We start from the raw sequence: 13,501 nt of genomic DNA on the forward strand, positions 1-13,501 counted from the left end.
CTTATGCGGTCGGCTGGGATTTCACCACGTCGATAAAGGCGCGCAGCGGTGGCGGAACCGATCGATGGCCCGGATAATAGAACGCCATTCTCTCAGGCGCATGCATCCAGGACGTGAGCACCGGTTTCACTTGGCCGGCGGCGATTGCGGGTTCGGTAATCCAGCTGACGACATAGGCGATCCCCAGGCCACTTGCGGCGGCCTCGATCATCAGATCCTCGTCATCAAGGACCACCGTCCCACTCGTCTCGACGGTGAGTTCCTGTCCAGCGCGCTCGAACTCCCATTTGTAAAGCTTGCCGCTCGGCAGGCGGTGGCCGATGCAGCGATGTTGAGTGAGATCGTGCGGCGTGAGCGGTTCTCCGGCGCGCTCGAGATAGGCGGGTGAGGCGACGCAGAGAAAGTGCACGGGCTTGCCGAAAGGGACGGCGACCATGTCCTTCGGGATGGCCTCCATCAGGCGAACACCGGCGTCGAAGCCAGCGGACACGATATCGATCAACCGGCCATCTGCCACGAGATCGACCTCGACATCCGGATACCGCTCCGTCATCAGCGGCAGGATTTCCCGCACAAGATAGGCAATGGTGACACGCGGCGCGTTGATCCTCACTCGCCCCGCCACATTGCCGCGAAAGGCAGCCGTGGCATCGAGCGCCTCATCCAATGAATTCATCACCTTGTGCAGCCGATTGAGCAGTGAAAGTCCCGCTTCCGTGGGCGAGACGCTGCGGGTCGTCCGGTTGAGCAACCGCACGCCAAGGCGTTCCTCGAGCGCGCGCACGGTGTGGCTCAATGTGGACGGCGCCGTTCCAAGCTCGTCCGCCGCACGACGAAAGCTGCGGTGGGTGGCGACGGCCATGAAGGCGGTGAGTTCGGTCAGGGGTGGACGCATGATTGATGGGAATTTTGCATGAGCACATCCCAACTTCAACGCCTAATCGCATCTATGCGTCATTGCTATCTCTCCAACAGCCGAGGTGAACGATCCCGGCCATTTCACGAAGGAGAAGCACATGACAAAGCCCGAAGCAGTTTTCCCGGCCCGTCGTCAGGCACTTTACGACATGCACCGCTATTCTGCCGCTATTCGATCCGGCGACCTTCTGTTCGTTTCCGGACAGGTTGGCGTGCGCGAGGATGGATCGCCCGAGCCGGAATTCGGACAGCAGGTTGAATTGGCCTTCAACAATCTGAAAGCGGTGTTGGAGGCCGCCGGCGGCACGTTTGAGGACATCATTGACGTGACGACGTTCCATACCGATCCGGAACAGCAATTCGAGGCGATGCTTGCCGTCAAAGACAAGATCTTTGCGCAGGCGCCCTATCCGAACTGGACTGCGGTCGGCGTAAACTGGCTTGCCGGTTTCGACTTCGAAATCAAGGTGATCGCGCGTCTTCCTTGAGCATGAAGTGGCGGATCAATGGCTCAGTTGGGCCTCAATTGCAGTCTTGTCGATCACGGACCAGACAGAGACGATATGCAGATCGCGGAACTCGTAGAAGACGTTTTCGGCGAAGGAAATGCGCCGTCCATTGATGGGAAGTCCGAGGAACATGGATTTCGGCGCGCAGTCGAATTCCAGCCTCGCCGCGATGAAGGGCGGATCGCAGGCGAGGAGCCCGATCTTGAAGGAAAGATCCGGAATCGTCTCGAAGTCGTTGATCAGCATGCTACTGTAACCATCGAGCCCGAAGCTCCGGCCATTATGCGTCACGTCGGAGGCAACGAATGTCCCGAGATCATCCCAACTTTGATCGTTCAGGCAGGCAATATAGGCGCGATAGTGATCGGCGAGTTGCGTCATTCAAATCGGTCCCTGCTGTTGAAACGGGAGTGTCCCGTCATCTGAAGTCGGATTCGCTGCAAGAGTTCCGCTTATCGCTAAATCAGAAATTCAAAATCGATAAACTCCGGACTTCAAGCGGATGGTATTCCGATCCCGAGAGAGCTGCCATCAATAAAACCAAGGTGGCAAAAGCAGAACAGGCGGCTCAAGGCCGCCTGTTCGCGTATGTTTCGCTGGAGGCGTTTGTCTTAAAACTCTTCCCAGCTGGCGGAAGCGGCTGTTGCGGCTGCCGCAGCAGCACCACCGCCAAACGCGCTGGCGACCTTGCGACCAAGGGCATGGGCAGGCGAAGCGGCAGGCTTGGAGGCGCTTGTGGCGGCTTTGGGTGTGCCTGCTACCGGTGCTGCCGTGCTGCGGTTCCAACCAGCCGTTTCACCAAGATTGAAGCGAGACAGCAACTGGTTCAGCGATGCCGCTTCCTTGGCAAGGCTGTGGCTGGCCGCGGTGGATTGCTCGACCATCGCCGCATTCTGCTGCGTTCCCTGGTCCATCGAGTTGACGGCCGTGTTGATCTCCTGGAGTCCGGTTGACTGTTCGCGCGAGGATTCGACGATCGCATTGACGTGACGATTGATCTCCTGCACTTCGCTCACAATGACTTCGAGCGCGCGGCCGGTTTCATCGACGAGTTCCACGCCCGAGCGAACATGCGTTCCGGAATTGGTGATGAGTTCCTTGATTTCCTTGGCGGCCTTTGCCGAGCGCTGCGCCAGTTCACGCACTTCCTGGGCAACCACCGCAAAGCCCTTGCCGGCTTCACCCGCACGTGCGGCCTCGACGCCTGCATTCAGGGCCAGAAGGTTGGTCTGGAAGGCAATCTCATCGATGACGGAAATGATGTTGGTAATCTCTCCCGAAGAGCGTTCGATCTCCTGCATGGCGGTAACGGCTTTGCGAACGACATCGCCGGATTTTTCAGCGCCGTTGCGCGCCTTGTCCACCAGCTTGCCGACCTCTTCCGCGCGTCTGCTGGAGTCTTTCACCGTTGTGGTGATTTCTTCCAAAGCGGCGGCGGTCTCTTCGACGGACGCTGCCTGCTGTTCGGTACGCTTGGAAAGATCGTCTGCCGCGGCACGGATTTCATTGGCACCGGCATCAATGCCCCGGGCGTTTTGTCCGACGGCCCGCAGCGCATCATTCAGATTGCCGATGGAACTGTTGAAGTTGCTGCGCAATGCATCGAGATGTGGCACGAATGGTGTATCGATCCGGTAGGCGACATCGCCCGCTGCCAGCTTGTTCAGCGCATTTGCCAGTTGATCGACGGCGAACTGAATGTCAGCCGCGTCTCTCGCCTTCTGCGCTTCGCGCTCTGCACGTTCCTTCTCCGTGAGGCTGAGATTGGCAGCGGCTTCCTTTTCCATCCGCTGCTTTTCCAGCGCGTTGTCGCGGAATACGGAGACGGCTCTCGCCATCTGGCCGACTTCGTCATTGCGATCCTGACCTTCAACTGGCGCCTCAGTTTCACCGGTGGCCAGAGACGTCATACGCTCGCGCAATTTGGCGATGGGGGTGATGATGCCCTTGGTCGCAACGACGAGCGACGCGATGATTCCGAGCGCAAAGGAAATGCACGCCAAAGTGACCGACCAGAAGATCGTGGAAGCGGTCTGATTGCTGAGGTCGCTGCTTCTTTCGGCCACATATTTTGTCTTGTCGTCCAGGAGTTTGGCCGCGTCTTGGGCCAGTGGGAGTATTAAAGCGTCTGCTTTCGCCAGCAAGGCCTTTGCTTCGTTGTTGCGATCCACCTGACCCAATTTTACGGCTTCGTCCGTCACTGCAATGATATCTTGCGCACGGCTGATCAGGCCATCGACGGCGGCCTTCTCACTGGGGATACGCTCGCCCGCGTCTCTGAAACGAAGCAGCAACTTTTCCTTGCTGTCATTATAAAGTGCGATGGCCGAGGCCATGCCAGGCGTACCGCTGTCGTAAATGAGTGTCTCATAAGCGGCGTAGGCAATAGCGGTCAGGTTTCGGGTGCCACGCGCCAGCGAAAGCGCACCGGCATTGTCCTGGACAATAAAACTCGAATAGTCGTTGTCTGCGCGGTTGTAATTGTACGCAATGTAAGCTGTAGCGCTCAGTCCCACCACACATAATGGCAGCACGACCGCAAGGATCTTCGTCCGAATACCGGCGTTCCTCAAAAATGACATCTATTCTATTCCGTTCAAGAAAGGCCAGTACGACACGGAGGCAGTATTTTGGGAGCCGAAGATCGGCGCCACCGTAGGGGTCGGGCAGATGGAGTGTCCACATGGCGATCGAAATCAGCCATCATGGCGCCGTATGATCGTCCATCACACGATAAAATAGTTATAGTTTAAATATAATGAAGATTTCTTAAGGCCGCTTAATATTGATGATGCCTTTATTAAGACAATTCCGATTTAAATGGCGTACCAGAGACGTAGGTCTCAACGACAGTTCTGTCGTCACCCATCGTCAACATCAGGAACAGTTCTTCCGTCAACGATGTGACCACTTCCATCTTCAGTGCCATGGCTGGCGTGGAGGAGGCATTGAGGACGGTGATGTCGGCATCGGTCCCGGCGTCGAGCGTGCCGATCCTGTCCACCATGGACAGGGCTTCAGCATTGCCGCGGGTCATCAGATACCAGCTTTCCAGCGGGTTCAGCCGCTCTCCGAGCAATTGCTGGATCTTGTAGGCCTCATCCATCGTGCGCAGCATGGAGTAGCTGGAGCCGCCGCCAATATCGGTCGCGACCGCGATGCGCACCGGCTTCTCACGCCGTTGCAGCTTCTTCATCGGGAAAAGACCGGAGCCGATAAAGAGGTTGGAGGTTGGGCAGTGGACGGCGACAGCGCCCGTCTCCGACAGAACGTCAGCTTCGCGATCGGACAGATGAATGGCGTGGCCAAGCAGCGTCTTGTTGCCCATCAGGCCGTAGCGAACATAGATGTCAGTGTAGTCGATCGCTTCAGGGTAGAGTTCGCACGTATATTTGATCTCGTCGAGATTTTCCGAAAGATGCGTCTGGATGAAGAGATCGGGGAACTCCTGCGCCAAGGCCTGGGCAGCTTCCATCTGCTTTGGTGTTGACGTGATGGCAAAGCGCGGGGTGATGGCGACATGGTTGCGGCCCTTGCCATGCCAGTCGGCAATCACCTGGCGCGTCTCGTCATAGCCGAGTTCCGGCGTATCCAGGAGCCCTTGCGGCGCATTTCGGTCCATCATCACCTTGCCGCCGACCATCAGCATGTTGCGCTTGAGGGCTTCGGCAAAGAAGGCATCGGCAGACGTCTTGTGGACGGAGCAATAGGCGACCGCCGTGGTGGTGCCGTGGCGGATCAGCTCATCGTAGAAATGCGTCGCGATACGCTGAGCATGCGCGCTTTCGACAAAACGGCATTCTTCCGGAAACGTATAGGTGTTCAGCCATTCCAGGAGGTTTGCCGCATAGGAGCCTATCACCTGCATTTGCGGAAAGTGCAGATGCATGTCGATGAGGCCCGGCACGATGAGGTGAGGGCGGTGATCCTTCTCCGTCACGTCTTCGGACGCCTGGGCGCGAATATCGGTATACTCGCCGATCGCTGCGATCTTTCCCTCGGAGACCAGCAATCCGCCATCCTCGATATAGAGATAGCTTGCGGTGTCGTCGATGGAGAGGGGGGCGCGCTTGAAGCTCAAAAGGCGTCCGCGCAGCAGCAGCATGCTCATTCAGTCTTTCCTTCAGAAACGGCGCTTTCATACCATGCGGTCAGCACCTTGCGTTCCTGTGGCGTGATCGCCGTGATGTTGCCGGGGGGCATGGCATGGGAGCGGCCCGCCTGTAAATAGATTTCCCGCGCATGGGCGGCAATTTGGGCATCGGTCTCAAGCTTCACAGCCTTCGGCGTAAAGGGAACGCCCTCCCATACCGGCTCGGCGGCATGGCACATGGAACAGCGTCCTTGGACCACGTCACGGGCGCTGGCGAAATGCGCGTCTGTGAGGAAGATTTGCTGGGCAGGCGATAGTTTTGCTGCAGCGGCTTCCTGTTCGCCTGTCAGTACCTTCGGCACGGTGGAGAGCCACATGATGAGGATGAAAATGATGGCGGTGACGAGCCACGTCCATGTCGGCTTGCCCTTGCGGGCATGGGTGGTGTTGAACCAGTGACGGATCGTCACGCCCATGAGGAAGACCAGCGCTGCAATGACCCAGTTGAACTGCGTGGCGAAAGCCAGCGGATAGTGGTTGGACAGCATGAAGAAGATGACGGGCAGCGTCAGATAGTTGTTGTGAAGCGAACGCTGCTTGGCGATGCGGCCATATTTCGGGTCGGGCGTGCGACCGGGAATCAGATCTGCGACGACGATCTTCTGGTTGGGGATGATGATGATGAAGACGTTGGCCGACATGATGGTGGCGGTGAAAGCGCCAAGATGCAGGAAGGCGGCGCGGCCGGTAAAGACCTGCGTATAGCCCCACGCCATCGCGACCAGCGCCACATAGAGCACGATCATCAGGCCCCAGGTGTTGTTGCCGAGCGGGGATTTGCAGAGGAAATCGTAAAACAGCCAACCGACGGCAAGCGAGGCGAGCGACAGGCCGATCGCCTGGAGCTGCGTGAGCTCGAGCACCGAATGGTCGATGAGGAAGAGATCGGCACCGCCGTAATAGACGATACAGAGCATGGCAAAGCCGGAGAGCCAGGTGGCGTAGCTTTCCCATTTGAACCAGGTGAGATGTTCCGGCATCTGTGCGGGCGCGACCAGATATTTCTGGATGTGATAGAAGCCGCCGCCATGCACCTGCCACTCCTCGCCATAGGCGCCCGGTGGCATGTTCGGGCGTTTGACCAGCCCGAGATCGAGCGCGATGAAGTAGAAGGAAGAGCCGATCCAGGCAATGGCGGTGATCACATGCAGCCAGCGAACGGCAAAGGCCATCCATTCCCACGCAATGGCGTATTCGTACATTCTGTTCCCCTGTCTTTGCATCGCACAATGCGAAAAATCGTTGTGCGATGGAAGAGGCAATGCGGTGTTTTGCGCAGGAATGTCGTGCGGTTTAGGCAGGTCGTCTCATCCGTCAAACAGCGTCGGCAAATTCCGAGAGGATCCAGTCCCTGAAGATCTTGATCTTCGGCACATTTCGGCGGCTTTCCGGATAGACCAGCCAGTAGTCGTGCCCGTCATTGCAGACGAGGTCGAAGGGCTGGATCAGTCGCCCGGCGGCCATATCCTCGGCAAAATGGGTGGGGTTGACGATGGCGACGCCATGTCCTGCCATGGCAGCCGCGGCTTCGAGATACTGAAAGCCGAAGCTGCTGCCGGTACGGCTGTCGAGATCGGTGTCCGGCACGCCGGCTTCGCGGAACCAGTGCTTCCACCACCGGTCCTGCGGGCTGATGATGGTCAGCTTCAGGAGGTCGGCTGGCTCTTTCAAGCCGCCCATCTTTTCCACAAGAATCGGGCTGACGACCGGCGCGAAATCCAGGCGCATGATGCGGTGGCCGATCAATCCCGGCCAGTTACCCTTGCCCCAGCGAATGCCGACATCGATGTTTTCGCGCAAGAGATCGACGATCTCGTTGCTGAGTGCAAGGTGAACGGCCGTCTTGGGATTGGCCTCCTGAAAACTGCCGAGCCGCCGGGCAAGCCATTGCTGAGCAAAGGTGGGCGTGGCGGAGATCGTCAGCACATCGGAGACGCTCTTCCTCGTATCGGCAACGGCTGCTTCCAGCATGGTCAAGGCTTCGGATGTCTGTCGCGCCAGCTTCTCCGCCGCCGAGGTGAGCGTGACCTGCCTTGGCCGACGGACGAACAGAGTCGCCCCGACATAGTCTTCCAACAGCTTGATCTGGTAGCTGACCGCCGTCTGCGTCATGCCAAGCTCGTCACCCGCCTTGGTGAAGCTCAAATGCCGAGCCGCACTTTCGAAGACGCGAAGCGCATTCAGGGGAAAGTTTCTCGACATCTTCATGGATAAGCTCTCTTTATTCATGCTGTCCAATGTTTCATTGGTTATCAGCGGCAAAATCAAGCAAATTCTCCTCACAGCATCAAACCATCTGAGGAGACAGAACGATGGGTGCCACGGCGTTAAACGTCTGGCTGCGCATATTCGCGTGGCTATGGAACACAGACTGGTTCGGGGAGGGGTACACGCCATCGAACACGCTTCACGATGAGGAGTTGAGCGACCACCTGAAGCGCGATCTTGGCCTTATCGAAGGGCGGAACCGGATTGGACCTGAGCCCGTGCAGCAAAGCGATGAATTGCGTGAAGCACTTCGGATGTTACCAAGGCCGCTATGAAGGTCATCTAAAGCGTCTCACGATCTTTCAGACTTGGTCCGACCTCACGCAGCCTCTTCGTCGGAGGTGACGGAGAGGCGCAGGCCAAGCGCCTTCATCACGCCTATCAGGGTGGAAAGTTTGGGATCACCCTTCTCGCTCAGCGATTTGTAAAGAGCTTCGCGGGTGATGCCCGCTTCTTTGGCGATCTGGCTCATTCCCTTGGCTCTCGCGATATTGCCGAGAGCGACCGCGATGATTTTCGGATCGCCATCTTCAAACGAGGCCTCAAGGTAAGCAACGATCGCCTCGTCGCTGTTTAAAAAATCGACAGGATCCCATGCACTGATTTCCGTCATATCTTAAAGATCCTTAGCCATCATCAATGCGCGTTCAATGTCTCGTCGTTGAGAGCCCTTATCGCCTCCGCAAAGAAGAATAATGATCTCGTTGCCTTTACGTGTGAAGTAAACCCGGTATCCGGGACCGTAGTCTACCCGCACTTCACCGATACCATCGAAGAATTTCACATCACCGAATAGGCCGACAGACAAGCGATCGATCCGCACTTGAATTCGCGCTTGCGCTCTCTTGTCTCGTAGAGATGTGAACCAGTCCGAAAACGCATTTGTTTTAAGGATCTTTATCATAATGCTCGGAGACTGGGGATGTCAAGAATTGTAATCTTTAGATTACAATTGCGGGTTTAACCTGATCTGGAAAACTGAATATTGCTGGATCGCTACCAGCACTTCGGATGTTACCAAGGCCGCTATGATGGCGGGGCGTTTGTCTTTCACGAGCGTGCCGCCGATGGGCAGCACGAGATTGTCGAGCGTGCCGACATGCCCCTCGCGGGCGAGCCAGTTGGCGAAGGTGGCGCGCTTGGTCTTCGATCCGATCATGCCGACATAGGCAAGATCGCCCCGGCCAAGTGCTTCCTTGGCGATCAGGAAGTCCAGCGCGTGATCATGGGTGACGATGATTGCCGCGCCGCCTGCCGGGATGTCCTTCACCATCGCTTCGGGCATGGGTGTCAGATGCGTCAAAACGGTGCCGGGGAGCCCGATCAACTCCTCCCGTCGGGTTTCGATCACCGAGACGGACACAGGCAGAAGCGACAGGCTGTTTGCCAGTGCCTTGCCCACGTGGCCGGCACCGAAGACGAAGACGGCGGGTTGCTGATCCTCCGCGTCTTGCATTCGCTTGCTCAGCGCGACCGCGACCGCTTCCGTCACCTTGGTAAAGCGCAGAAGGGTTCGTCCGCCGCAGCATTGGCCAATTTCCGGACCGAGCGGAATGTCCAGCACGTCTATCTCCGCCCTGCCATCCAGCATGGCACGGGCGTGATCGATCGCCATATATTCGAACTGTCCACCGCCGATCGTTTCCCAGATGCGGGTGGCCGACACCAGCATGAAGGTCCCAGCCTCGCGCGGCGACGAGCCCTTGACTGCCTCGATCTCTACGAGGATCGCAGGTCCTTCGGAGAGGAACACGGTCAGTGTTTGGCTCACGGCTCTCGCCTCATACCTTCTTCAACCGCTCCACCGCCATCAGAACGCGCTCCGGCGTTGCCGGGGCATCGAGGCGTGGGCAGACCTTGTAGTCGGCAACCGAGGCTATCGCCATGGAGAGCGCTTCCAGCACCGAGTTGGCGAGCATAAAGGGAGGTTCGCCGACAGCCTTGGAGCGGCCGATGGTGGGTTCGGCGTTTTCGGACCATTCCGCCAGCTTGACGTTGAATATCTTCGGACGGTCGGAGGCGAGGGGGATCTTGTAGGTGGAGGGCGCGTGGGTGCGCAGCCGCCCCTTGCCATCCCACCACAGTTCCTCCGTCGTCAGCCAGCCCATGCCCTGGACGAAGCCGCCTTCGATCTGGCCGATATCGATCGCCGGGTTCAGCGACTTGCCGACATCGTGGAGAATATCGGTGCGCTCCATCATGTACTCGCCGGTCAGCGTATCGATGGTGACTTCCGAGCAGGAGGCTCCGTAGGCAAAGTAGTAGAATGGCGTGCCGCGTCCGGCGGCGCGGTCCCAATGGATTTTCGGGGTCTTGTAGAAGCCTGCGGCAGAGAGCTGCACGCGGGCAAAATAGGCCTGTCGAACGAGATCGTTGAAGGCGATCTCTTCTGTGCCGATGCGGATGCGGTTCGGCAGGAAAGCGATATCCTGTTCCGTGACATTCCATTTTTCGGCGGCGAACTTGATCAGCCGTTCCTTGATCTGTCGGGCGGCGTCAAGTGCTGCCATGCCGTTGAGATCGGTGCCGGAGGAGGCGGCAGTCGCCGAGGTGTTCGGCACCTTGCCGGTCGTGGTGGCGGTGATCTTCACCCGGCTGATATCCACCTGGAACGTGTCGGCAATGACCTGCGCGACCTTTGTGTAGAGGCCCTGGCCCATTTCCGTGCCGCCGTGGTTCAGGTGGATGGAGCCGTCATTATAGACATGCACCAGCGCACCCGCCTGGTTGAAGGCGGTCATGGTGAAGGAGATGCCGAATTTCACCGGCGTTAGTGCGATGCCTTTGCGAAGGATCGGGCTTGTGCGATTGAACGCCACGATCGCCTCACGGCGCGCGCGGTAGTCGCTGGAGGTCTCCAACTCCTCCACCACGCGGGCAATGATGTTGTCTTCCACTTCCTGGTGATAGGGCGTGGTGGTGCGGCCAGAACCGGTCTCGCCATAGAAGTTCAGTTTGCGGATATCGAGCGGGTCCTTGCCGACCGCATAGGCGATTTCCTCGATGAAGCGCTCGGCACCCAGCATGCCCTGCGGGCCGCCGAAGCCGCGAAAGGCGGTGTTGGACACCGTGTGGGTTTTCAAGGGCTTGGAGGCAAGCTTTACATGCGGGTAGAAGTAGCTCGAATCCGCATGAAACAGCGCGCGATCGGTGACCGGGCCGGAAAGATCGGATGAGAAGCCGCAACGGGCGGCATATGTCGCATCGACTGCGTGAATGCGCCCCTCGTCATCGAAGCCCAGTTCGTAATCGACGCGGAAATCGTGACGCTTGCCGGTGGCGACCATGTCTTCATCGCGATCCGGGCGGATTTTGACGGCGCGCTTCAGCTTCTTGGCGGCAATCGCGCAGAGTGCGGCAAACTGGTTGCCCTGCGTCTCCTTGCCGCCGAAGCCGCCGCCCATGCGCCGGACCTGCACGGTGACGGCATTGGAGGGGACCTGCAGAATGTGGCTGACGATATGCTGGATTTCGCTTGGGTGCTGGGTGGAACTCCACACCGTCACCTCGTCATCCTCGCCTGGCACTGCCATGGCGATATGGCCTTCGAGGTAGAAATGCTCCTGTCCGCCGATGCGCATGGTGCCGGTCAGGCGACGCGGTGCGACATCCATCTCCACATCCGCATCGCCGCGTTGCAGCACCATACCGGGGGTGACCAGCGGCTCGCCATTTTCGAGTGAGGCGTCGATATCGGTGAAGTGCGGCAGATCCTTGTAAGTGATCTTCGCCTTGCGCGCCGCATGGCGGGCAATCTCGCGGGTCTCGGCAAAGACGGCAAAGATCGGCTGGCCGTGGAATTGCACCAGTTTCTCCGCCAGCAGCGGCTCGTCATGGCGCCCGCCGGAGGAGACATCGTTTTCGCCCGGCACATCCTTGCCCGTCATCACCCAGATGACGCCGGGGGTGGCTTCGACCTCGGAGAGATCCATAGATACGATTTCCGCATGGGCGCGGTCCGACAGGCCAAGCGCGCCGTGGATCAGACCTGCGGGTTCTGGAATGTCGTCGATATATTCGGCACTTCCGGTGACGTGCTTATGCGCTGAATCATGGCGCAGCGACCCATGCATCTTGCCATCGACGTCGGTCTTGGCGCGTTCGAATGTGGTGGTGTCCATGTGTCAGACCTCCTCAAGCGCAAAGCGCTTGATCTCCTGCGGCGTGCCCGATGTCTCCAGAAAGAAACGGGTCAGCAGGTTCTTTGCCGTCAGCTGACGATACTGGGCGGTGGCGCGCCAGTCGGTCAGCGGCTGGAAATCCGCGTCGATCGTATCGCGCGCGGCATCGATGGTGTCTTGCGTCCAGGCTTTGCCCTTCAGGGCCTCTTCCAGGGCCTTCGCCCGCTTCGGCGTGCCGGCCATGCCGCCAAAGGCGATGCGGACGTCCTGCACGGTGCCGTCTTCGCCAAGGGTCAGATGATAGGCGGCGCAGAGTGCCGAGATGTCCTCGTCGCGACGTTTGGAAATCTTGTAGATGGCGAAGTGGCTGTCATTGGTTGGCAAGGGCACCTCGATCTTCTCGACGAATTCGCCGGGAAGCCTGTCCTGTTTGCCGTACTCGATGAAGAAAGTTTCGAGCGGTATCGAGCGGCTGCCGGAGGAAGAGCGCAGCGTCAGCACAGCACCAAGCGCAATGAGCGGCGGGGGCGTATCGCCGATGGGCGAGCCGTTGGCGATGTTGCCGCCGATCGTTCCCATGTTGCGAACCTGCTGTCCGCCGAGGCGATCGATCAGCCGTCCGAATGCCGGGATGTTGTCTGCAAGCGTGTCGAAGGCTTGGGCGTAAGTCACGCCAGCGCCAATCGAAATCCTGCCGTCAGCAACCGAGATCGACTGCAGCTCGCTCAGGTGATTGATGAAGATGACGGTCTTAAGCTCCCGCATCTGCTTGGTGACCCAAAGCCCCACATCCGTCGATCCGGCAACGATGGTCGCCTTGGGTTCTGCGGCATAGGCATTGGCAAGCTCGGTGAGATTGCCCGGAATGATGGTGCGATGGCCGTCCTTGGTGACGGTAATCGTGTCGTTCTGCTGAATGCCCCAGAGGCGCGACATGATGGTGGCGCGATCGCTTTCGATCGGGTCGAACAGCGTGCTCGGCCGGGCAGCGGTCACGCTTTCGGCGGCCTTGACGATGGGCTCATAGCCAGTGCACCGACAGAGATTGCCTTGCAGCGCCTTTTCGATGTCGGCGCGCGAGGGCTTGTCGCTGGACAGCCAGAGACCGTAAAGCGACATGACGAAGCCCGGCGTGCAAAAGCCGCATTGCGAGCCATGATAATCCACCATGGCCTGCTGAACCGGATGAAGCGTACCGTCCTTGCCGGCCAGATGCTCTACCGTGACGATATGCGTGCCATGCAGCGAGCCGAGGAAACGGATGCAGGCATTGACGCTTTCATAGCGCAGCGAGCCTTCCAGGAGCCTGCCGATCAACACGGTGCAGGCGCCACAGTCGCCCTCGGCACAGCCTTCCTTCGTGCCCGTCAGGCGTTTGCGCAGCCTCAGATAGTCGAGCAGGGTTTCCGTCGGCGCGAAGTCCGACAGAGTGATCGTCTCGTTATTGAGGATGAAGCTGATTGCGTCTTTCATGCACTGCCTTCGTCTTTGTTCCGGTTTCGGGTTCGGCCCGAATGAATTGCGGTGTTCGA

Annotated in this window: 12 protein-coding genes; 1 reads left to right on the top strand and 11 read right to left on the bottom strand. The window is 58.7% G+C overall.

Annotation, left to right across the window (positions count from 1 at the left end):
* Position 1 precedes the first annotated feature (1 nt).
* Positions 2-898, bottom strand: coding sequence for a LysR family transcriptional regulator (locus tag PVA19_RS08170; RefSeq protein ID WP_274102266.1), 897 nt, complete (start codon positions 896-898; stop codon positions 2-4).
* A gap of 118 nt (positions 899-1,016) precedes the next feature.
* Between PVA19_RS08170 and PVA19_RS08175 the strand changes: the two genes are divergently transcribed.
* Positions 1,017-1,406, top strand: a complete 390-nt coding sequence (locus PVA19_RS08175) for a RidA family protein (protein WP_274101953.1) — start codon at positions 1,017-1,019, stop codon at positions 1,404-1,406.
* 15 nt (positions 1,407-1,421) lie between these two features.
* Here PVA19_RS08175 and PVA19_RS08180 read toward each other — a convergent pair whose 3' ends face one another.
* From PVA19_RS08180 to xdhA, 10 genes are all read right to left on the bottom strand, one after another.
* Positions 1,422-1,808 (bottom strand): ester cyclase, encoded by a 387-nt coding sequence (locus tag PVA19_RS08180; RefSeq protein WP_274101954.1) that lies wholly within the window; start codon positions 1,806-1,808, stop codon positions 1,422-1,424.
* A 230-nt stretch (positions 1,809-2,038) separates the two neighbouring features.
* Entirely contained in the window at positions 2,039-4,009 is a 1,971-nt protein-coding gene (locus PVA19_RS08185) for a methyl-accepting chemotaxis protein (protein WP_274101956.1), read from the bottom strand.
* A gap of 218 nt (positions 4,010-4,227) precedes the next feature.
* On the bottom strand, positions 4,228-5,538 hold the full coding sequence (guaD, locus tag PVA19_RS08190) for a guanine deaminase (protein ID WP_274101957.1): 1,311 nt from the start codon (positions 5,536-5,538) through the stop codon (positions 4,228-4,230).
* Positions 5,535-6,782, bottom strand: coding sequence for a urate hydroxylase PuuD (puuD, locus tag PVA19_RS08195; protein ID WP_274101958.1), 1,248 nt, complete (start codon positions 6,780-6,782; stop codon positions 5,535-5,537). Before puuD ends, guaD begins: the two co-directional genes overlap by 4 nt.
* 112 nt (positions 6,783-6,894) lie before the next feature.
* On the bottom strand, positions 6,895-7,788 hold the full coding sequence (locus PVA19_RS08200) for a LysR substrate-binding domain-containing protein (protein WP_274101959.1): 894 nt from the start codon (positions 7,786-7,788) through the stop codon (positions 6,895-6,897).
* A 379-nt stretch (positions 7,789-8,167) separates the two neighbouring features.
* Positions 8,168-8,461, bottom strand: coding sequence for an addiction module antidote protein (locus PVA19_RS08205; protein ID WP_113180633.1), 294 nt, complete (start codon positions 8,459-8,461; stop codon positions 8,168-8,170).
* A 3-nt stretch (positions 8,462-8,464) separates the two neighbouring features.
* Positions 8,465-8,752, bottom strand: a complete 288-nt coding sequence (locus PVA19_RS08210; protein ID WP_274101960.1) for a type II toxin-antitoxin system RelE/ParE family toxin — start codon at positions 8,750-8,752, stop codon at positions 8,465-8,467.
* Positions 8,753-8,794: 42 nt separating this feature from the next.
* The gene (xdhC, locus tag PVA19_RS08215; RefSeq protein ID WP_274101961.1) at positions 8,795-9,619 is read right to left on the bottom strand and encodes a xanthine dehydrogenase accessory protein XdhC; all 825 of its coding nucleotides are present in this window, start codon (positions 9,617-9,619) and stop codon (positions 8,795-8,797) included.
* Positions 9,620-9,629: 10 nt separating this feature from the next.
* Positions 9,630-11,969 carry a xanthine dehydrogenase molybdopterin binding subunit gene (gene xdhB, locus PVA19_RS08220; protein WP_274101962.1) on the bottom strand — a complete coding sequence of 780 codons (2,340 nt, stop codon included), beginning with the start codon at positions 11,967-11,969 and terminating at the stop codon, positions 9,630-9,632.
* A 3-nt stretch (positions 11,970-11,972) separates the two neighbouring features.
* Positions 11,973-13,442 carry a xanthine dehydrogenase small subunit gene (gene xdhA, locus PVA19_RS08225; protein ID WP_274101963.1) on the bottom strand — a complete coding sequence of 490 codons (1,470 nt, stop codon included), beginning with the start codon at positions 13,440-13,442 and terminating at the stop codon, positions 11,973-11,975.
* Positions 13,443-13,501: the final 59 nt, after the last annotated feature.

The sequence above is a fragment of the Agrobacterium sp. CNPSo 3708 genome (assembly GCF_028674915.1).
In the GTDB taxonomy this organism is placed as follows: Bacteria; Pseudomonadota; Alphaproteobacteria; order Rhizobiales; family Rhizobiaceae; genus Agrobacterium; species Agrobacterium cavarae.